This is a genomic window from Nocardia aurantia (assembly GCF_009604425.1).
GTDB classification, from domain to species: domain Bacteria; phylum Actinomycetota; class Actinomycetes; order Mycobacteriales; family Mycobacteriaceae; genus Nocardia; species Nocardia aurantia.
Window position 1 is genome coordinate 18,882 of record NZ_WEGI01000004.1, and the last position, 18,848, is coordinate 37,729.

Sequence of the window (18,848 nt, forward strand, 5' to 3'; positions counted from 1 at the left end):
CGGTGTGCCAAGCTGGATCGATGGAGCTCGATTGCGTCGAGCCTTCGCTCCGATTCCCTCGTGCGACTCACCGGGTCCCCCTGGTTCTGCTGTCGTGCGTATTCTCTTTCGCGCGTCGTTGCCTCGATCGCAGGTGCGCGCGGTGTTGCCCGATTTCGGAAATTTCTCCCGGATGCGTTGCTGTCGAACCGTGTTCGGGAGATCCGCCTGTCATCTTTTCCCGAGGAGGCCATCATGGTTGAACCACCCGCAGTCGATCTGTCCCGATTTCCCCGTGTCGCACTGGGCAATTGGCCCACGCCGCTCGAGGAGTGCCCGCGGCTGACCAAGGTGCTCGGACCCCGCGTCCTGGTCAAGCGTGACGATGTCAACGGACTCGGCGTCGGCGGGAACAAGTTGCGCAAACTGGAGTTCCTGCTGGGTGCCGCGGTGGCCGAGGGCGCCGACACCATCGTCACCTTCGGTGGGGTACAGACCAACCACGGCCGATTGACCGCGGCGGCGTGCGCGCGCCTGGGGTTGCGCTGCGAATTGGTGCTGACCCGGCAGGTGACCCGGCTGGCCGGTTCGGACGCGCTGGTCGCCCCGCAGGCGGGCGAGGCCTACGAGCAATCCGGAAATGTTGCGCTGGATCGGATCTACGGCGCCCACGTGCACGTGTGTGACGACGACACGCAGGCGGAGGCGACCGCCGATCGCATCGTCGCGGCAGCAAAGGCACAGGGGCGCGAGGTCGTCCGGATTCCCGTCGGTGGCTCCAATGCCGTGGGCGTGCTCGGATATCTCACGGCCGCCGTCGAACTCGCCGGGCAACTCGAGCTGATGGGCGAGCGGGCGGATCGCATCGTGTGCGCCATCGGCAGTGCCGGCACGGTGGCCGGCCTCGCCCTGGGCAGCGGGTTGCTCCGATGGCCGGTGACCGTGGACGCGGTGTCGGTGTCGGGCACCGAATCCGAGTGCCGGGCCGATGTCGACCGATTGGTCCGCGATGCGTCGGAACTGATCGGGGTCGACCCACCCGCCATCAATGTGCAGGTGACCGATCGCGCGGTCGGTGACGGCTACGGGGTGACCACGGCGGCGATGTGGGACGCGGTCCGCCTGTTCGGCCGTACCGAAGGGATCACGCTCGATCCGGTCTACACCGGTAAGGCGGCCGCCGCCCTCGTGGAAGCGGTTCGCGGCGGCGAGATCTCGGATTCCGAGTCGGTGGTGTTCCTGCACACCGGCGGTCTCCCCGGCCTCTTCGGCTACGTCCCGGAGTTGATCGAACAGACCGCGGGCTGAGGGCCGGCGCGCGCCTGGCACGGCAACCGTGTGGCGAAAGATCCTGCGCGCTTTGGCAATTGACTGACTACCGGCCATGGGTGAGAATTGCCGTATGGCCGGTGAGTCACCTGTCCGGGGTGTGGTCGCGCACAAGAGTCTCCCGAATCGAAGTCCCGCGCACGGTTGTGCCGAGAACAGTGTGTTCCCGTGGCCGGAAGCCGGACTTCCGCCGTTCGGTGCGATGAACTGTTGCATCGCGGCGGGCGCGCGATCCGATCCGGACAGTCACAATCAGGATGAAGTCGCATTCGTCTACCGCGGTTCCGGAGAACTCCTGACGGGATCGGAACGGACCGCGCTTCGCGCGGGAGACATGATCTTCCTGCCGCGCAATGTCGAACATGTCTTCAGCAACACCGGCGCCACGGAGGATCTGGCATTCTTCTCGGTGTGGTGGCCGCGGATCGAACCACCGAACCTACCCTGAGGCGAATATGCCGGGAACCGCACCGACGGTGATGGAATATCGACTGTCCATCGAGGAGATCGAATTTCTGCGCCGGCTCGCGGCGTCGCTGGCCGGAACCGGTCGCGATATCGACGACGCCGACTTTCTCACCCGGATCGCCGGGCACGCACCGGCGTTGCCGCACGGCTTGCGCGGTTTCTTGCGCGGCTTCCGGGACGGTGACCGGCCTGCCTGCCTGGTCCGTGGCCTTCCGATCGACGAGGCGCGGATGGGTCCGTCGCCGACGGTATGTAACCGACTGCGCGACAAGGCCTTCGACGAGATCCGGCTCGAAGTCGTACTGGTGCTGCTGGGTTCGTGTCTCGGTGACATCTTCGGCTGGCGGCTCCAGCACGAGGGATCGGTCGTACACGATCTGGCGCCGCGGCCCGAGCACGAGGCCCTCGGCTTCGGCACGGGCAGCCGGCAGCACATCAACTGGCACACCGAGGATTCGTTCCATCCCTATCGGGCCGATTATCTCGGCCTGTTCTGTGTTCGCAATACGTCCGGGGTGACGACCACCGTCGGTGCGCTCGACGCCGGCCGGCTCAGCGCGCACGAGCGCCGGTTGCTGTTCGCGCCGGTGTTCACCTTTCGGCCGGATCCGTCCTACCTCACGGCGGACGCGTCGCCGCTGCCGGATGCCGATCTCGGCGGAATTCTGTTCGGCGATCCCGGCGATCCCTTCCTGCGTTTCGATCAGGACTACATCGAATGGCCGGATGTCGAGGGGATCGGGGCGGCCGTCGAGGCGCTGCGCCGCGCGGTCGAGGCCAGCCTCGTCGATCTGCCCCTGCGGGCGGGAGACTTCCTGCTTCTCGACAATCGCCGCGCGGTGCACGGCAGACCGGCGTTCGTGCCCACCTACCGGGGCGCCGACCGATGGGTCAAGCGCATCAACATCACTCGCGATCTGCGGCGGTCACGACCGCGCCGGCGCTCCGACGGCGATCGCGTGATCCACATCTGACCGGCCGGGTCGTAGCGTTCAGACCTCGACGTCCGCGCCCAGTTCGTCGAGTTCCGCGCGGACCCGCTGGGCATCCTCCGGACGATATTTCTCCCGGTAGATCCGCAACGCCGCGGTCCAGGCGTCGCGGGCGGACTCGGGTCGGCCCTGGCCGGCGTGGATCTGTCCGATCCGGTCCAGGGTGTCGGCCTGGTAGTAGGTGCTGCTGAGGTCGCGGAACAGCGCCAAGGCCTGCTGGTAAAACGCCAGCGCATCCGCCGGTCGGTCGGTGCGCTGCGCCACGTAGCCAAGGCTTACCAGGGTGTTCGCCTCGCCCACCCGATAGTCGTGGCGCCGGCACACGCGTAGCGCCGCCTCGCAATGTTGCTGTGCGCCTTCGAAATCCCCGAGCCGGGATTCGAACCAGCCGGTCGCGTTCAGCATCGCCGCCACCCGGACCGGCTCGCCGAGTGCGCGATACAGGCTCAGGGCGGCGGTGGCGTGTTCCAGCGCGGCGCGATCGTCGTGCTGCCGCCCGCAGGCCCAGGTGAGAATGCGGTGGGCGTGCGCCTGCGAGAGCCGGTCATCCGCCTCCTCGGCGACGCGCAGCGCCTCGCCGAGTTCCCGAAGTGACGCGGCGTGATTGCCGAGATTGAGGTGGACGTCGCCGAGCAGCCGGTGGGCCAGCGACAATACCCGGGGATCTCCGATCGCGCGGGCGGATACGAGGCTGGTCTCCCAGGTGGAACGCCATTCGTGCAGCCGCCCCCGGCGGTAGTGGAAGGTGTCCAGCGACCAGGCGAGTTGCCAGGTGGAATCGTGGCGGCCCAATTCTCCCGCGAGCAATTGAGTGGCCAGCAGATTGGCGTGTTCGGTCTCGAACCAGACATCCGCCGCAGCCAGGTCAGGCAGTGCGAGCGGATTGCAGTCGGCGGCGGGTGGATCGATATCGATCGGGTGCCGGTGCGGGTCCAGCAGCCGCTCGGCGGTGTGCGCGGTGTGTAGATAGAACGAGAGCAGGCGATGCAGGGCTGCCCGGCGCCGATCCTCGGACAGGTTCAGCCGGGCCTGTTCGGTCGCGTACAACCGCAACAGGTCGTGAAAGCTGAAGCGTCCGGGAACCGGCTGACTCACCAGATGGGCCGTCTCCAGCTGGAGCAGCATGAAACGGGCGCGGGCGATGGGGAGGCCGGCGGATTCGGCCGCCGCGGGCAAGCCGATGTCCGGACCGGGCGCCAGACTCAGCAGCCCGAACAGTTCGGCGATGTCGTCGGGCAGCGCGCGATACGAGAACGAGAACACCGCCCGCAGATTCAGCGGGATCTCCCCCGCGTCCAGCGAATCGAGACGGATATTCTGGTCGTGCAGTTCATCGGCCAGCGCGGCGAGCGGAAAATTCGGATGGGCGGTCGCGCGGGCGGCCACGATGCTGAGCGCCAACGGCAGGCCCGCGCAGTAGCGCAGCAGACTGCCGACGGCCTCCGGCTCGGTGTCGAGCCGGGCGGCGCCGATATGCCCGGCCAGCAGCCGGCGGGAATCCTCCTCGGACAGCACGGACAGGTCCACCGACCGGGCGCCATGGTTGACCACCAGACCGGCCAGGCGCAACCGGCTGGTGACCAAGACGGTGCAGGCGTGACCACCCGGCAGCAGCGGGGCAACCTGCTGGGCCTCGCGCGCGTTGTCCAGCACGATCAGCATGCGCCGATCGGCGACCAGACTGCGATACAGCCCGATCTGCGCGTCCAGATCGACCGGCAGTTTGGTGGGATCCTCGCCGAGCGCGTGCAGGAAGCCGCGCACCGCCTCGGCGACCGACATCGGTTCGGCGGTCGGCGAGAATCCCCGGAGATCGACGAACAGCTGACCGTCGGGAAACCGGTCCAGGTGTTCGTGCGCCCAGTGCACCGACAGCCAGGTCTTCCCGATGCCACCGACTCCACCGATCGCCGAGATCACCACGGGTGTAATGGATTCGGTGGCCTCATCGAGCATCTCGGTGAGGACGGCCAGCTCGTCGGCGCGTCCGGTGAACCGATACGGCGCCGGTGGCAGCTGTCTGGGCACGATCCGCTTGCCGGTGTCGACGGTGATGAACTGGTTGTGCTGATCCCGGCCCGATTGGAACACCCTGCCGTCGTCGGCCGCATGGGCCTGTTGCCCGGCCCGCCGCGGTGGATCGTCGTTGCCGCCCTGGGTCGAATCTGCCTGGGACATGGGGGAACTCAGACTCCGTTGTTGTATTGATCCCGACCGGCCTGGAATACGCGGCCGCTGCCGGAGACGGTCGCCGTCTGCACGATGTGCCACACGCGGGCGGAGTCGTCCGCCGACAGTGCCGGGGCCCAGCACTCTTTCAGAATCGTGCGCAGGGACGCTTCGAGGGTGGGATCGGTGGTCAGCAGCCGGCCGAGCTTGCGTTGCCACTCGGTGGCCAGTTCGGCCTCGACCCGCACGTCGCCGGACGTGCGCGCTGCCATGATCTCGTTGCGGACGTCGAGCAGTTCCGCTTCGACGGCGGAAACTCGTTCGGGGTGAATGCGATGCCACAAGGCCGCCGCGGCCGCGCGAACGTCCTTCCACCCGTCGGTGGCCATCGCCGTCACCAGTGTCGTGCCCGCTGTCAGGAGAAGTGGGTCCACGATTCGCGCCCCCCGTGTTCGAGAATCCGAACGATATCCTGCGCCCAGTTTAGGTCGCGCGTCGAAGCGCCGCAGGAAAAATATTCGCGCGCACGCAGCGGAAGACCGCCACTCGGCCGGCGGTCGCCGAGATCGGCATGGAATTCGTCCAGCTCGACGGCGGTCCGCTCGCCTGCTACATCGAGTTGCTGCGGCTGCCACCGCAGTCGCGGTCGATGTTCGACGGCATGGTCCTGCGGGATACCGCAATTCGTGAATGGCCGGCTAACGGCGAGCCCGCACGAGGCGGCGGTTGGTCAGCGTCAGTTGCCGTGCGGTGCTGTTCTCCAGCGCCTCGTGCTGTTCGGCGGTGAGGCGGTCGCACACCCGGCCCCAGTGCAGGGCGACCAGGTCGCCGGGCGCGATCTCGGGCGGGGTGCGTTCGTCGGCGGTGACCCGGGTGGTGACCGGTTCGGTGCGGGTCAGGGTGGTGCCGGTGCGGGTCAGTCGCCGGCATCGGACCTCGAAACCGGCACTGTCGCACGCTGTCACGGTGGCCGAGGTGATGCGGCAGCTGTCGAGCACGTGGAGGGGGTGGTCGTCGTGGCCCGTGACCGGCAGCCGGGTCCACGGGTAGACCCCGAGCACGTGGAAGCAGTGGTTGGCGGCGGCCTCGGCGGCCAGATCCTCGGTCAGATGGGACCATTGGGCGCCGGAGCCGATCGTCGCGAGCAGTTCGGCGGTGAAGGTCAGCGGGTCGATCGTTTCGCCGACTCCGCCGCCGAGCCAATACGATTCGACGAGGCGGTGGTCCAGTGGGTCTGCGATGCCGGTCAGCCGGGACAGCACCCGCAGGTACGGCCAGGCGCCGGAGAAGTGCGGTGCCGCGGCGCGGATCCGGTCGGCGCTGTCCATCGCGGCCGGGTCGGCGGGCCCGCAGTAGCCGAGCCGGTTCGGGGCGCCGGCGTAGCGGGCGAACATCTCCGGTCCCCGGACGTCCCGGGCCGGTGCCGCGGTCACGCCGGCTCGACCTGGACCAGTGCGGCGGCGTCGCGGTGCATGCGGCCGAAGTTGTAGTAGGCGGCGCAGGCGCCCTCCGGCGACACCATGCAGGTGCCGATCGGGGTCTCCGGTGTGCAGGCGGTGCCGAACACCTTGCATTCCCAGGGTTTCAGCACTCCCTTGAGCACCTCACCGCACTGGCAGGCCTTCGGGTCCGCGACCCGTACACCCGGCATCGAGAAGCGTTGCTCCGCATCGAATTCCGCGAAGTCGTCGTGCAGCCGCAGCGCGCTCTGCGAGATGAAACCCAGTCCGCGCCACTCGAAATGCGGCCGCAGGGTGAACACCCGGCCCAGCAGGGCCAGCGCCTCCGGGTTGCCGTCGGGATCCACCACCCGCGCGTACTGGTTCTCCACCTCGCAGCGGCCCTCCCGGATCTGGCGCAGCAGCATCGCCACCGAGGCGAGGATGTCCAGGGGTTCGAAACCGGCCACCACCAACGGTTTCCGATAGACCTCCGGCACGAACCGGTAGGGCCGGTTGCCGACCACCGTCGAGACATGGCCCGGGCCCAGGAATCCCGACAGCCGCAGGTCCGGGGACTCCAGGATCGCCTTGATCGGCGGCACGATCGTGACGTGATTGCAGAACACGCTGAAATTGCGCACCCCGAGATCGCGGGCCCGTACCAGGGTCACGGCCGTCGACGGGGCGGTGGTCTCGAAGCCGAGCGCGAAGAACACCACCTGTTTTCCCGGATTGTCGGTGGCGATCCGCAACGCGTCCAGCGGTGAGTAGACGAACCGGACGTCGGCGCCGGTGGCCTTGGCGTCCAGCAGGGAACCGTGTGAGCCGGGCACCCGCATCATGTCGCCGAAACAGGTGAAGATCACCTCGGGCCGCCGGGCCAGCCACATCGCGTCGTCCACGCGGCCCATCGGGATCACGCACACCGGGCAGCCGGGGCCGTGCACCAGTTCGACGGTCTCGGGCAGCAGATGCTCGATGCCGTGCCGGTAGATGGTGTGCGTGTGCCCGCCGCACACCTCCATGAACTTGAAGCGCTCGCCGTCGGCGCCGCCGTCCGCCAGCTGTTCGATGGCGCGGAGCAGGGTGCGCGCGGCCGCGGGGTCGCGGAATTCGTCGACGAACCGCATTCTCACCTCCGGATCGGGTCGTTCAGCGGATGGCCGACGAGTCGAACGCGTCGATCTCGTCGGTGTAGGCACTGCCGAGCTGCCGGATCGCCGCGAGCGTCAGCGTCGCCTCGGCCTCGTCGATTCGCGCCATCGCGAACCCGACGTGCACGAGCACCCAGTCGCCGGGACCGGGCGGTGCGTCCGCGAGCAGTCGCACGCTGATCGCGCGCTGCACTCCGTCGACCTCGACGGTCGCGAGATGATCCGCGGCGTCGACGATCTCGACGATCCGGCCGGGAATTCCGAGGCACATGCCGTACTCCTCAGCAGATCCGGGGCAGCGGGTCGCCGACCAGGGTGTCCACGATCCTGGTGCCGCCCAACGTGGTTCGCATGACCACGGTCGCCGCCGGTTCGGCGACGATCTCGCCGATCTCGACGGCGTCCGCGCCGAGCGGATGCGACCGCAGCGCCGCGAGACCCGCCGCGCTCTCCTCGGGCGCGACGACGGCGATGAACTTGCCCTCGTTGGCCACGTAGAGCGGGTCGATGCCGAGCATCTCGCAGACGCCGCCGACCTGCGGGCGCACCGGTATCCGGTCCTCGCGCAGCAGGACGCCGTGGCCGCAGGCCCTGGCCAGTTCGTTGCAGGCGGTCCCGACGCCGCCGCGGGTGGGGTCGCGCAGCCAGCGGGTGGACGGCGCGGCGGCGAGCAGCAGTTCCACCAGCGGGCTGACCGCGGCGGTGTCGGAACGGATGTCGGCGTCGATGCCGAGGTCGCCGCGGGCGAGCATGACGGCCGTGCCGTGATCGCCGATCGACCCCGACAGCAGCAGCCGGTCACCGGGGCACACCCCCTGTGGGCCGAAACGCCTTCCGGCGGGCACGATCCCGGTTCCGGCGATGGTGACGAACATCCCGTCGGCGGCGCCGCGCGGCACGACCTTCGTATCGCCGGTGACGATCTGGATCCCGGCGGCGGTGGCGGCATCGGCCATGTCCGCGACGATCTCGTGCAGGTCGGCGATCGGGAAACCCTCCTCGAGCACGAAGGCCGCCGCCATCCAGGCCGGCACCGCACCGGTCATCGCCAGATCGTTGGCCGTGCCGTGCACCGCCAGCCGGCCGATCGAACCGCCGGGAAAACGCAACGGCTGCACCACGAACGAGTCGGTGGACATCGCCACCCGATCGCCGCCGGGCAGTGTGACCACGGCGCCGTCGCCGAGGGCCTCCAGATACGGATTGCGGAACGCCTCGAGGAACACCGCGTCGACCAGTGTCGCCGAGGCCTTTCCACCCGCGCCGTGCGCCATGGTGACGAATTCGTCCCGCAGCCGGGGGCGGCGCCGCCGGAAGGATTCGATCCGTTCGATCACCTCGCCTTCGGCGAATCCGGGACCCGACGCCAGGTATTCGTCGACGGTCTTCCTCATCGGACCTCGCTTCCTTCGGCGTATTCCTGTCGCGAATGGTGTTGCACCGCAAGCCACAACTCGTAGCCCAGCAGCGCCTGCGCCTCCTGGATGCGGTGCACGCTCTGCGAGCGGACCACGAAACAGGTGTCGACGTCCGGGCTGTGCGCGAAGGCGCCGCCGTCGTAACCGGCGAAGCCGATCGTGTACAGGCCGCGCTGCCGCGCCTCCCGCAGCGCCACGGTGAGATCGGCGGAATTCCCGCTGGTGGACATGGCGACGGCGATGTCGCCGGGCCGGGCGCGGGCGATCAGTTGCCTGGCGAAGACGAGGTCGAAGCCCACGTCGTTGCCGAGGGCGGTGAGGACGGCCTGGTCGGTGGTCAGTGACCAGGCCGGGTGCGGGTCGCCGGCCGGGGGCCGGGCGAACAGGGTCGCCAGCGTGGTGGCATCGGTGCTGCTGCCGCCGTTGCCGAAGGTGAAAAGCCTTCCGCCCGAATCGAATCGGCGGCCCAGCTCGGCGGCCGCGCCGGCGATCAGGCCGGCGTTGTCGTCGAGGGTGGTGCGGCGCAGGGTCACGCTCTCGGCGGCCTTCTCCCGCGCCGATCGTGCGAGATCGGCCAGCAGCGTGGCACTATCGTGTTCCGTGGCGTCGAGGAACGGGTAGAGGAATCCGGGCCCCGAGTCCGGTGATTGCCCGCTCATCGCGGTAATCCGATGTCGGCCAGCGATTTCCGATCGTCCACGTGGGTGCCGACCGTGCCGATGGCGGCGCCGGCGTGCAGGACGACCAGATCGTCGGTGGCGACCGGGCCGGTCACGGTGAGTGCCACGGTCTCGATTCCGGTCGCGGTCCGGACCGTCGCGGTGCCGCCATGGGTGGCGATCACCTCCGCGAGGCGGCCCTCGTCGGCGCAGGTGACGCAGACCTCGGCCGGGCATTCCGGCGACGTCAGCAGGCCCGGATGCTCGAAGCACACGTGCGTCAGCTCCCACAGCAGGTGATAGGTGCGCACGAAGCCACCGGCGGCGGGCAGTCGCGGGTCGGGATCGTCGAACCACAGCACGCGGTCCGCGGCGCCGGTCGGCGGCCGGGGGCCGTGGCCGATCCAGACGGTCACCGCACCCCACGCCGGAGCGCGCCGCATCAGCGAGCACACCTCGGGGTCGTCGGCGTCGGCCACCGCGATCAGAATGTCGCCGGGGCGCACCGACATTCGGGCGGCGCCCACCGGATCGTGACCGGTCAGGGCGACCGCCGGCAGGGCGCGTTTCCCCACGATCACCGGATGGACGAATTCGACCGCGATGTGCTGGGCGTGCGGCTCCCACGCCGGGGCCACACACCACAGGGTCGCACCCGCGGCGAATCGGCGGGCCAGGATCAGTGCCGTCGCCGCGAGGTCGGCGGTCGCATCCGCGTCGAGCCCGTGATCGATCACTGTCGTACTCATCTCGATACCGCCCGTTCGTCGTCGAACAGTCGTGCTCCGATTTTCCGGCTGAGATTTCGCGATCGGATCGGAACGACCGGCCCGGGACGGGTGCATCCGGACATTCCGCACTCGGATATCGCCCCGAGCGTAGCGTGAGCAGCGGCTCCTGTCAGAAGAGTCCGCGTAAAATGCCGGACGCGTTGTATCGGGCCGGTCGTACCCGGTCGCTTCGCGGGAAACAACGGTGATGTCACGGACGCGCATTACGGATCGGTGACGAATTCGGGCCGCGGGTGTCGGTGATCCGGGACGGCCGACAGGATTACGGGATTCCGGTACGCGTGCGTGCCGAGAAATCCGCCGTTCCGCCGGGCACGCGCAGATTCCGAGGAGGCCGGTCGTGCACGAACTCGCTGTCTGCGAATCCATCGTGAGCGCCGTGCGAATGCACGCGGACGGGCGACCGGTTCGCACGATCCATCTCCGGATCGGAACACTGCGCCAGATCGTGCCCGACACATTGTTGTTCTGCTGGACGCTGGTCACCGAGGGCTCCGATCTCGCCGATTCGGAACTGCTGGTCGAACGGATCGACGGACGGATCCGCTGCCGCCACTGCCAGGGCGAACGGGTGCTCGACGACTACGTTCTCGCCTGCGATCACTGCGGCGGGGTCGACGTCGAGGTCGTGGCCGGCGAGGAATTCCTCATCACCGCACTCGAACTCACGGAGGCATGAACCATGGGCCGGTTTCATCGTCACGAGGACGACCACAGCCATTCCCACGACCACGGTCACGCGCATTCGCACGACCACGGTGACCATTCCGGATACGGCACCGAGGCCGAACGCGTACTGGTGTTGGAACGTATCTTCCACGAGAACGAGAAGACCGCCGCCGCCAATCGCGCCGATTTCGAGGCCTGCGGCGTGGTGGCGGTCAACCTGATGTCCTCGCCCGGCGCGGGAAAGACGCATCTGCTGCGGGCGGCATTGCGGCACCTGGAGGGCGCCCGCAGAATCGGCATCGTCGAGGGAGATATCGAAACAAGTATCGACGCCGACCTGCTCACCGGATTCGGGGCGGAGATCAGTCTGCTGAACACCGCCAACGGATTCGGCGGCGAATGTCACCTGGACGCGCCGATGGTGCGGTCGGCCCTGCCCCGGCTGCCGCTACCGGAATTGGATCTGCTGATCGTCGAGAATGTCGGGAACCTGGTGTGCCCGGCGGAATTCGAGATCGGTGAACACGCCCGCGTCATGGTGCACTCGGTCACCGAGGGCGAGGAGAAACCGCTGAAGTATCCGGTCATGTTCCGGTCGGCGGACCTGGTGCTGCTCAACAAGATGGATCTGCTGCCGCACCTGGATTACGACCTGGAATTGTTCTACGCGAATCTGCGCGCGGTGAATCCGCGGGTCACCGTCATCGAGACCAGTGCGCGCACCGGCACCGGGATCGGCGCCTGGTGCGACTGGCTGACCGAACTCCAGCCGGTGCGCCGGGTGACGACCACCTCGGCCTGATCGCGGCGAAACAGGTTGTGGTACCGGCAGTTCGGCGGTCCGGGTGCGGACCGCCGAATCGGTGGGCTGGGTGGTGTGCGGTCTCCGCCGGAGGTCACAACGGGTGTCGCCGAGCGGGCCGGTCGCCGCTTTGCTCAGCCGGCCCCCGCGACCAGTAGTTGGCCGAAGGCCACGCCGCCGTCGTTCGGCGGTAGCCGCCGGTGACAGAGGACACGGAAGCCGTTGTCGGTGAGCAGCTTCCGGGTTCTCGTCAGCAGCAGAGTGTTCTGGAAGACCCCGCCGGACAGGGCCACCGAGGTGCCTTCGGTCGCGAATTCGGTTGCCAGGCCGAGGATCAGCTGCGCCACGGCCTCGTGGAAGCGAGCGCCGATCACCGTTACCGGTACACCGCGAGCCGCGTCGGACACCACCGCGGCGAGCACCGGGCTGGGGTCGATCTCGGCGGTCGGGTCGTCGGAGCAGTCGCCATCCCGGTGGGATTCGAACGGGGGAAGTCGATTCGAGCCGTGGCCGGAGCCCGGGCCGTGGTCGGAACCTCGGTGAACCGCGAAATGGTAACGGACCGCGCCGGGATCGGTGGCCCGCGACAGGCCCTCTAGTTCGATGGCGGCCTGCGCCTCGAAATCCGCCACGTGCCGCACTCCGGCCAGCGACGACACCGCATCGAACAAACGGCCCATGCTCGACGTCGGCACACATCCGACGCCGGTGATCAGCTGCTGCGCCAGCATCCTTCGCTCGGCCGGCGGGCAGGCCCGCACCGACGCGATACCCTCGTCCCAGTCGATGCCCGCCGCGTACAGGTGGGCCAGCGCCATCCGGTACGGCCTGCGTACGCTCGCGTCGCCGCCGGCGAGCGGGACGTAGCGGAGGTGCGCCGCGCGCCGGTAGCCCTTGTACCGCACGGCCAGCACCTCGCCACCCCAGATCGCGCCGTCGGACCCGAAACCTGTTCCGTCGAAAGCGAATCCGATCACCGTCGTCTCCGGGTCGACACCGTGTTCACCCATGACCGCCGCGACATGCGCGTGATGATGCTGCACCGGAACCACCGGCCGGTCGGCGGCGTGCTCGTGCGCCCACGAGGTCGAGCGGTATCGAGGGTGCGCGTCGGCGGCGAGTTGGGTCGGCCGAACCCCGGTGAGCTCCTCCAGATGTCGCTCGGCGGCGGTGAAGGCGTCCAGGGTCGCCAGATCGTCCATATCGCCGATGTGCTGGCTCAGCCAGGCGTATCGGCCCTCGGCCACCGCGCACGTGTTCTTGAGATCGGCGCCCACAGCCAGCGTCGGAGGCACGGGGAACGGCAGTGCCAGGGGCATGGGGGCGTATCCGCGCGACCGCCGGATCGGCACCTCGAGTCCGTCGACCAGACGCACCACGGAATCGTCACAGGGCACCAGGATTCGGCGATCGTGCCACAGGAAGCCGTCGGCCAGGTCGGCCAGGCGGTCCAGCGCGTCGGCGTCGTCGTAGCAGAGTGGCTCGCCACCGAGATTGCCGGACGTCATCACCACTATCCGCGGGCCCGGCTCGTCACCGGGCAATCCGAACAGCAGCAGATGCAGCGGGGTGTACGCGATCAGCACACCCAGGTCCGGATTGCCCGGCGCTACCCCGTCCACCGGTTCGGCCACGTCGCCGGCTCGTGCCTCCGCGGGTAGCCATTCCGCCGTTCCCGCCGCCGGACCTGCTGCCGGCGGATCGGCAGGGATCCCGGGAGCGCCGGTCGGCGGAGTCGTGCTCACCCGCATCGCGTCGGCCCCGCCGCACCTGCCTTCAGGACGAAGGGCCGGCGCCGAGACGCCGGGGGACTTCGCGCGGCCCGGATCGCCGGTACGCGGGGCGGCGACCGTGCGGGGGAGTAGCACGATCGGCCGGGCCGGTCCGGTCAGCGCAGCGGCTGCGGCGGCGTCGACCTGCACGATCGCGCGGGCGGTCGTCAGGTCGGGAACCATCACCGCGAACGGCTTGTCGCCCCGGCGTTTACGGCGACGGAGTTCCGCGACGGCGGCGGCGTCGGTGGCGTCGCAGGCCAGGTGGTAACCGCCGATGCCCTTCACGGCGAGAATTCCGCCGGAGCGCAGCAGGTTCCGGGCGGCCGTCACCGGATCACCGCCGCCGGGGCCACGATAGGACAGGGTCGGGCCGCAGTCGTGACAGGCGATCGGTTGTGCGTGGAAGCGGCGGTCGGCGGGATCGGCGTATTCGCCGGCACATTGGGGGCACAGGGGGAATCCGGCCATCGAGGTGTGCCGCCGGTCGTAGGGCAGGGCGGCGATGATGGTGAATCGCGGACCGCAGTTGGTGCAGTTGACGAACGGGTGACGGTAGCGGCGATCGCCCGGATCGCGCAGTTCCGCAACACAATCGGCGCAGATCGCGACATCGGGGGAGGCGAGGGTGCGGCCGCCGCCGGTGTGGGTGGTGTCCGCGATGCGGAAGCCGGTGCCGCCGCGGATCGGGATCTCGGATTCCTCGATCTCCTCGATGACGGCCAGAGGTGGTGGACCGCAACGGATTCGGCCGACGAACGCGTCGACGTCGGAGCGGGCGCCTTCGATCTCGATCACCACACCGCAGCTGTCGTTGCGGACCTCGCCGGTCAGGGACAGTTCGGCGGCCGACGTGTACACGAACGGTCGGAATCCGACGCCCTGCACGACTCCCCGGACGACGACCCGTCGCCGGGATCGGTGGCGGCTCAAGCCTCCTCGCCCCGGCCGAGCAGCCGCAGCCCGGCCAGCGCCGCCTCCGCGCCGGCCTCGTCGGTCTTCTGCACCGCGAAGCCCATGTGGATGATCACCCAGTCGCCGGGGCAGGCGGGTTCGGTGTCGAGCAGGCCGATGTTCACCCGCCGCTGTTCACCGGCGACGTCGACGAGGGCGATCTGATCGTGGTAGCCGTCGACCAGCGAGACCACGCGTCCTGGAATGCCGAGGCACATCGGCGATCACACCTCCTGCCGGTCGAGCAGATCGCCGAGGATCGAGCCGACGGCGGCCGCGGCGACCGGGACCGCGGCGGCGACCGTATCGGTCAGCCCGATCCCCTCGGCCACCGATTCGGCCTGGCAGCCGACGACGAGTGTGGTGGCGGGCAGCGTGCCGCCCAGGGCCCGGACGGTCGCGAACATCGCCTCGGGGTCCATCGCGTGTGCGTCGACGTACGAACCGGATTCGGCGTCCGGGTCGACGCGCAGCACCTCCACCCGGCCCGGCGCGCCACGATTCGGCAGGGCGTCCACCAACAGCAGTGCGTCCCAGTCGCCGAGCAGGTCGTAGGCGAGATGCATGCCGCGGATGCCGTAGTCGGTCACGCGCACACCGGGGGACCCCGGTGGCGGCAGTGCGCGCACCACCGCGGGACCGAATCCGTCGTCGCCGAGGAAGATGTTGCCGATTCCGGCCACCAGCACGCGCATCGGGCTACATCTGCCTGATCTTCAAATAGCGCTTGATATCCGGGATGGAACGAACACCGATGACGGCCAGCACCGCGGCGATCGCCGCGACCACGACCGTCGAGACCACTCCTACCGATTCCATGACCGAACCTTCCTTTCAGTCGGTCGAGCCGTCGAGCGGCTCGATCTCGCCGGGAGCGAAATACAGGTAGCGGCCGTACCATTCGTGCAGATCGGCGGCCGGATCGTCCTCGACGACCACCGCGACGTGCACGTTGCCGTCGACATCGTGATGCACCGTCACCACCCGCGCGGTACGGCCGGCGTAGAACAGATCGTGGGCGTCGGCACGGCGGTTGGGGCGCAACCGTACCCGGCTGCCGTTGCGCACCGGTACGCCGTCGATCGTGACCGAGTCGGTCTCCGGGCACACCGCCTCGTCGGCGACCGGATCCCACCACGGCGCCTCGTCCGCCGGTCCCGGATCGCGCAGCACTCCGTGCAACCGTTGCAGCTGTTCGGGTGTCATGGCGTCGCAGCGGTCGATGATCTCGGCGCCGCGGGGATCGGTGGCCCGGGCCTGCTGCTTCTCCGCGTCGGTCAGCGTCATGACCCGCAGCGCCAGGATCTCGTCGATCTCGGTGCAGTCGAACAGCGGAATCTCGCTCTGCTCCGCCACTTCCGGGTGGTCGTAGAGGATGATCGGCGAGATCAGCAACTGGCTGTGGTCACCGACCGGACCGGCGAGTACCGGGAAACAGCGATGCTGGGTGCACCCGGCGACCACGCCGGCCGCCGACTCCGGCGGTTCCAGAAGCGAAACGAACTGCGCGCCGGTGAGTTCCGCGACGACGTGGGCGCCGAGGAAGGAGCGGCCCGCCGCGTCGTCGCGGTCGGCGGCGGGTGCGCCGGTGTTGCGGACGGTGACGGTGAGGCGCCGCAGACCGGCGACCGGTTCCACCGAGACCTCCAGCGCGCCCTCGAGCGGTTGCCGGACCCGCATCACGCGGCCGGTGTCACCGGGCAGTTCCTCCATGTCGCTGCCGCCGGCGACGCGCAGCAGAAAAGTGCCGTCGCGCACCGGCATCGGGCCGAATCGCAACTCCTGCTCGACGGCCTCGTCCCAGCCGAACCAGGTCCGGTCGCCGGAGCGAATCTCGGGAACCGGGACGCCGTCGACGGTGCAGACCGTGCGCCGCTGCCGTTGCAGGAAGCGGACGGTGAGCACGACGGTGGCGGCGTCACCGCCGTCGACCGGGAATTGCGCCGACAGGTGCGTGTCCTCGCCCAGACCCGCGGCGGCCGCCTCGGCGGGACCGAGTACGCCGAACTGCCAGCGGGACCGGTTCTTCTGCGTGTCCGCCCGATAGGGGTACAGCAGATAGCCCTCGTACAGGACGGTATCGGCGAGGACCCGGACCCGATCCCGAACCGGTCGCGTGGTGCCGTCGACGGTCACGACGCCTCCCCGGGCCCGGTGGCCAGCAGTTCCGCGACGGCCTCGTCGTAACCGAGCAGGCCACGCCGGGCCTTGAAGGCCGACAGCGCGTCGAGGCTGCCACGTGACAGCCGCAGCCAGCCGGTGTCCGGGAAGTGCTGTGCCATCAGGTGCTGCCAGGTGGCGATCGGCATGTCGTGCGCGACGTCGCAGTTCCACGGCACGTTGCGGATCGCGAAACCGTTGCCGCCCTTCACGAATACGGTGCCGCTGAACAGGAACAGCAACGGCACCGTCCCTTCCCGCAGGGCGTGCAGGTATTTCGAACCGGCGACCTCGAAGTCGTAGGTGCACGGCAGCGGCAGATCCACCTCGGTGCGATCCCGGAAGCCGGGAATCATGGCGGCGCAGTACATCCACAGGAACGAGCGCTGGGTGTCGTGCCAGCGCTCGCGCGGCCCGAACAACTCGACCAGCCCGGCGCCCTCCGCGTCGCTGTAGCCGCGGCGGTGCGGTTCGATCCGCACCTGCGCCCGTAACGCGATGGCGTGCACCGCCTCCCCGGGTGCGGCGGTGACGGCCAGCCGGGCGGACAGCGTCGGGGTCAGCGCGTACGGTTCCGGCCCGATCCCGGTGACGGCGAACGCCGTATCGCAGGTCGCCGTCATGGGCGGCCGCCCGCGGCGCGGTCGGTCACGGTCGCGAAGAATTCGTCGATGTAGCGCCGGGCGTCCTGCCCGCCGTCGAAGCCACGCCACAAGGTCCGCATGCGGCCGACGAATTCGTAGCACGCGTCGATCGGCACAAGTACGCAGCCACCTGCGCCGCCGTGTTCGGGCATCCGGATCAGCAGGGCCTCGACATCGTCCGCGACCGTGGCCAATTGCGGGTGCCGGTCCAGGATTGCCTGCCAATGTTGCAGCGGCAGTTCGGATTCGGTGGCTCCCGCCGGGCCGGGATAGACCGCGACGGTCCGGTCCAGCATCGAATTGCGGAAGAAGAAGGCCAGTCCGACCGGTATCTCCAGGGCGTTCCATTCGGCCGGATCGACGACGACCTCCGGGAAGTCCCGGCAGCGATCGGGCACCGCCCGGTACCGCAGGGTCGCGGCCGGGTCGGTGAACAGCAGATAGCAGCTGCGGCACACGCACATCAGTTGCCGGCCTTCGAGATCCACGACGTGCTGGTGAGCGCCGATCGTGTCGGAACACATCTCGCAGCGTTCCCCGGCCGCGGTGGCGGGCGCCGCGGCGGCCAGTCGGCGCAGCACGCCGAGCGAGGCACTCACCCCGCCACCTCCGCGGGCACGGCCACCGACATCTGCCCGGCGCGCATCAGCATCGGCAGCGGATCGAGATGACCGTCCCCGTCGAGCCGCGCGCCGGCGTGCACCGCGTCGTACTGCGCGGGACACGCGGGGCATCGCAACACGGCGTCGCCCACCGGAGAGTCCGGGCCGCCGTGCAATTCGGCGCCGGCCAGCGACTGTTCACACGCCGGGCAGCGATCCCGGTACACGTACAGGTCCGCGCCGACCCGGCACACCAGCACCGGGACGCCACCGACCGCGAAACCGCCGACCTCACCGGGCCGCAGATCCGCGAACTCGGGCACCTCGACCCAGCCGCCGGCGGGCGTCGCCGCCCGATTCACCTGCGAGAACAGCGATTCCGCGGAAATGACCGAGGTCGTCTCGGCCGCGGTGTCGACCTCGATGGTGTCGATCTCGGGTGCGGCGGCCGCAATCGCTTCGCGCACAGCCAGTTCCAGTGTCACGGACGAGGACGGGCAGCTGCGGCAGCTGCCCGCCAGGCGCAGCCGCACCACCGAATCCCGCACGTCCAGCAGGGAGACGTCGCCGCCGTGCGAACCCAGATACGGACGGACCTCGTCGAGGGCCGTCCGCACCCGGGTGCGCACGTCGTGCGGGTGCAGGCCGTGCACGAGCAGCAGGCTCGCCACCAGGTCGTCGCGGACCAGTTCCTCGGCCGCCTCATCGCCGAGGAGCTCCAGGATCCGCGACAGTCCGGCGCCGTACAGGTCGACGACCTCGTGAACCAGCAGCTCGGCCCGCTCCCGCGCCGCCGCACCGTGCGCCGACATCGCGTCGAGCAGTGTCTCGATGCGGTCGCCGG

21 protein-coding genes are annotated in these 18,848 nt (G+C 69.3%); 5 read left to right on the top strand and 16 right to left on the bottom strand.

Annotated elements, in window-relative coordinates:
- The first annotated feature begins 234 nt into the window (after nucleotides 1-234).
- From NRB56_RS09390 to NRB56_RS09400, 3 genes are all read left to right on the top strand, one after another.
- The gene (locus NRB56_RS09390; protein WP_153340544.1) at nucleotides 235-1,287 is read left to right on the top strand and encodes a D-cysteine desulfhydrase family protein; all 1,053 of its coding nucleotides are present in this window, start codon (nucleotides 235-237) and stop codon (nucleotides 1,285-1,287) included.
- A gap of 223 nt (nucleotides 1,288-1,510) precedes the next feature.
- A complete protein-coding gene (locus NRB56_RS09395; protein ID WP_227837513.1) occupies nucleotides 1,511-1,756 on the top strand; it encodes a cupin domain-containing protein in 246 nt (81 codons plus the stop codon).
- 7 nt (nucleotides 1,757-1,763) lie between these two features.
- On the top strand, nucleotides 1,764-2,750 hold the full coding sequence (locus NRB56_RS09400; RefSeq protein WP_194290788.1) for a TauD/TfdA family dioxygenase: 987 nt from the start codon (nucleotides 1,764-1,766) through the stop codon (nucleotides 2,748-2,750).
- 18 nt (nucleotides 2,751-2,768) lie between these two features.
- On the opposite strand, the gene NRB56_RS09405 is transcribed toward NRB56_RS09400, so the two are convergent.
- The 8 genes from NRB56_RS09405 to NRB56_RS09440 all read right to left on the bottom strand — a co-directional run bounded on the left by NRB56_RS09405 (nucleotide 2,769) and on the right by NRB56_RS09440 (nucleotide 10,359).
- The gene (locus NRB56_RS09405; protein WP_153340551.1) at nucleotides 2,769-4,946 is read right to left on the bottom strand and encodes an ATP-binding protein; all 2,178 of its coding nucleotides are present in this window, start codon (nucleotides 4,944-4,946) and stop codon (nucleotides 2,769-2,771) included.
- A gap of 8 nt (nucleotides 4,947-4,954) precedes the next feature.
- Nucleotides 4,955-5,371 carry a hypothetical protein gene (locus NRB56_RS09410; RefSeq protein ID WP_153340553.1) on the bottom strand — a complete coding sequence of 139 codons (417 nt, stop codon included), beginning with the start codon at nucleotides 5,369-5,371 and terminating at the stop codon, nucleotides 4,955-4,957.
- Nucleotides 5,372-5,635: 264 nt separating this feature from the next.
- The gene (locus tag NRB56_RS09415; RefSeq protein ID WP_319942769.1) at nucleotides 5,636-6,370 is read right to left on the bottom strand and encodes a DUF6390 family protein; all 735 of its coding nucleotides are present in this window, start codon (nucleotides 6,368-6,370) and stop codon (nucleotides 5,636-5,638) included.
- Nucleotides 6,367-7,509: a hydrogenase formation protein HypD gene (hypD, locus tag NRB56_RS09420; protein WP_153340555.1), complete on the bottom strand. Its 1,143-nt coding sequence runs from the start codon at nucleotides 7,507-7,509 to the stop codon at nucleotides 6,367-6,369. Before hypD ends, NRB56_RS09415 begins: the two co-directional genes overlap by 4 nt.
- Before the next feature lie 22 nt (nucleotides 7,510-7,531).
- The gene (locus NRB56_RS09425) at nucleotides 7,532-7,804 is read right to left on the bottom strand and encodes a HypC/HybG/HupF family hydrogenase formation chaperone (RefSeq protein ID WP_153340557.1); all 273 of its coding nucleotides are present in this window, start codon (nucleotides 7,802-7,804) and stop codon (nucleotides 7,532-7,534) included.
- Nucleotides 7,805-7,814: 10 nt separating this feature from the next.
- Complete coding sequence (hypE, locus tag NRB56_RS09430; RefSeq protein ID WP_153340559.1) at nucleotides 7,815-8,927, bottom strand: hydrogenase expression/formation protein HypE; 1,113 nt, start codon at nucleotides 8,925-8,927, stop codon at nucleotides 7,815-7,817.
- Nucleotides 8,924-9,610 (bottom strand): D-sedoheptulose-7-phosphate isomerase, encoded by a 687-nt coding sequence (locus NRB56_RS09435; protein WP_153340561.1) that lies wholly within the window; start codon nucleotides 9,608-9,610, stop codon nucleotides 8,924-8,926. The genes hypE and NRB56_RS09435 overlap by 4 nt, the downstream gene beginning before the upstream one ends.
- Nucleotides 9,607-10,359 carry a phosphoheptose isomerase family protein gene (locus NRB56_RS09440; RefSeq protein ID WP_153340563.1) on the bottom strand — a complete coding sequence of 251 codons (753 nt, stop codon included), beginning with the start codon at nucleotides 10,357-10,359 and terminating at the stop codon, nucleotides 9,607-9,609. Before NRB56_RS09440 ends, NRB56_RS09435 begins: the two co-directional genes overlap by 4 nt.
- A gap of 382 nt (nucleotides 10,360-10,741) precedes the next feature.
- Between NRB56_RS09440 and NRB56_RS09445 the strand changes: the two genes are divergently transcribed.
- Nucleotides 10,742-11,080: a hydrogenase maturation nickel metallochaperone HypA gene (locus NRB56_RS09445; RefSeq protein ID WP_319942770.1), complete on the top strand. Its 339-nt coding sequence runs from the start codon at nucleotides 10,742-10,744 to the stop codon at nucleotides 11,078-11,080.
- A gap of 3 nt (nucleotides 11,081-11,083) precedes the next feature.
- Entirely contained in the window at nucleotides 11,084-11,872 is a 789-nt protein-coding gene (hypB, locus tag NRB56_RS09450) for a hydrogenase nickel incorporation protein HypB (RefSeq protein WP_153340565.1), read from the top strand.
- 134 nt (nucleotides 11,873-12,006) lie between these two features.
- On the opposite strand, the gene NRB56_RS09455 is transcribed toward hypB, so the two are convergent.
- From NRB56_RS09455 to NRB56_RS09485, 8 genes are read right to left on the bottom strand one after another with little or no spacing between them, the layout of a single operon-like run.
- Complete coding sequence (locus NRB56_RS09455; RefSeq protein WP_153340567.1) at nucleotides 12,007-14,577, bottom strand: carbamoyltransferase HypF; 2,571 nt, start codon at nucleotides 14,575-14,577, stop codon at nucleotides 12,007-12,009.
- Nucleotides 14,574-14,816 carry a HypC/HybG/HupF family hydrogenase formation chaperone gene (locus NRB56_RS09460; RefSeq protein WP_153340569.1) on the bottom strand — a complete coding sequence of 81 codons (243 nt, stop codon included), beginning with the start codon at nucleotides 14,814-14,816 and terminating at the stop codon, nucleotides 14,574-14,576. Before NRB56_RS09460 ends, NRB56_RS09455 begins: the two co-directional genes overlap by 4 nt.
- Before the next feature lie 6 nt (nucleotides 14,817-14,822).
- Entirely contained in the window at nucleotides 14,823-15,293 is a 471-nt protein-coding gene (locus tag NRB56_RS09465; RefSeq protein WP_153340571.1) for a hydrogenase maturation protease, read from the bottom strand.
- Nucleotides 15,294-15,297: 4 nt separating this feature from the next.
- Nucleotides 15,298-15,417, bottom strand: coding sequence for a DUF6893 family small protein (locus NRB56_RS40440; protein WP_406603453.1), 120 nt, complete (start codon nucleotides 15,415-15,417; stop codon nucleotides 15,298-15,300).
- A gap of 15 nt (nucleotides 15,418-15,432) precedes the next feature.
- Entirely contained in the window at nucleotides 15,433-16,734 is a 1,302-nt protein-coding gene (locus NRB56_RS09470) for a hypothetical protein (RefSeq protein WP_319942771.1), read from the bottom strand.
- On the bottom strand, nucleotides 16,731-17,381 hold the full coding sequence (locus tag NRB56_RS09475) for a DUF6084 family protein (protein ID WP_153340573.1): 651 nt from the start codon (nucleotides 17,379-17,381) through the stop codon (nucleotides 16,731-16,733). The genes NRB56_RS09470 and NRB56_RS09475 overlap by 4 nt, the downstream gene beginning before the upstream one ends.
- Nucleotides 17,378-18,001: a DUF5947 family protein gene (locus NRB56_RS09480; protein WP_319942772.1), complete on the bottom strand. Its 624-nt coding sequence runs from the start codon at nucleotides 17,999-18,001 to the stop codon at nucleotides 17,378-17,380. The genes NRB56_RS09475 and NRB56_RS09480 overlap by 4 nt, the downstream gene beginning before the upstream one ends.
- A complete protein-coding gene (locus NRB56_RS09485; RefSeq protein WP_153341225.1) occupies nucleotides 17,998-18,816 on the bottom strand; it encodes a NifU family protein in 819 nt (272 codons plus the stop codon). Before NRB56_RS09485 ends, NRB56_RS09480 begins: the two co-directional genes overlap by 4 nt.
- Nucleotides 18,817-18,848 lie beyond the last annotated feature (32 nt).

What these genes read in the sequence shown, in the direction of transcription:
- NRB56_RS09435 (WP_153340561.1), bottom strand. Translation starts at nt 9,610, where the DNA reads ATGAGCGGGCAATCACCGGACTCGGGGCCCGGATTCCTCTACCCGTTC.
- NRB56_RS09465 (WP_153340571.1), bottom strand. Translation starts at nt 15,293, where the DNA reads ATGCGCGTGCTGGTGGCCGGAATCGGCAACATCTTCCTCGGCGACGAC.
- hypE (WP_153340559.1), bottom strand. Translation starts at nt 8,927, where the DNA reads ATGAGGAAGACCGTCGACGAATACCTGGCGTCGGGTCCCGGATTCGCC.
- NRB56_RS40440 (WP_406603453.1), bottom strand. Translation starts at nt 15,417, where the DNA reads ATGGAATCGGTAGGAGTGGTCTCGACGGTCGTGGTCGCGGCGATCGCC.
- hypB (WP_153340565.1), top strand. Translation starts at nt 11,084, where the DNA reads ATGGGCCGGTTTCATCGTCACGAGGACGACCACAGCCATTCCCACGAC.
- NRB56_RS09440 (WP_153340563.1), bottom strand. Translation starts at nt 10,359, where the DNA reads ATGAGTACGACAGTGATCGATCACGGGCTCGACGCGGATGCGACCGCC.
- hypD (WP_153340555.1), bottom strand. Translation starts at nt 7,509, where the DNA reads ATGCGGTTCGTCGACGAATTCCGCGACCCCGCGGCCGCGCGCACCCTG.
- NRB56_RS09425 (WP_153340557.1), bottom strand. Translation starts at nt 7,804, where the DNA reads ATGTGCCTCGGAATTCCCGGCCGGATCGTCGAGATCGTCGACGCCGCG.
- NRB56_RS09460 (WP_153340569.1), bottom strand. Translation starts at nt 14,816, where the DNA reads ATGTGCCTCGGCATTCCAGGACGCGTGGTCTCGCTGGTCGACGGCTAC.
- NRB56_RS09395 (WP_227837513.1), top strand. Translation starts at nt 1,511, where the DNA reads ATGAACTGTTGCATCGCGGCGGGCGCGCGATCCGATCCGGACAGTCAC.
- NRB56_RS09485 (WP_153341225.1), bottom strand. Translation starts at nt 18,816, where the DNA reads ATGTCGGCGCACGGTGCGGCGGCGCGGGAGCGGGCCGAGCTGCTGGTT.
- NRB56_RS09390 (WP_153340544.1), top strand. Translation starts at nt 235, where the DNA reads ATGGTTGAACCACCCGCAGTCGATCTGTCCCGATTTCCCCGTGTCGCA.
- NRB56_RS09405 (WP_153340551.1), bottom strand. Translation starts at nt 4,946, where the DNA reads ATGTCCCAGGCAGATTCGACCCAGGGCGGCAACGACGATCCACCGCGG.
- NRB56_RS09400 (WP_194290788.1), top strand. Translation starts at nt 1,764, where the DNA reads ATGCCGGGAACCGCACCGACGGTGATGGAATATCGACTGTCCATCGAG.
- NRB56_RS09475 (WP_153340573.1), bottom strand. Translation starts at nt 17,381, where the DNA reads ATGACGGCGACCTGCGATACGGCGTTCGCCGTCACCGGGATCGGGCCG.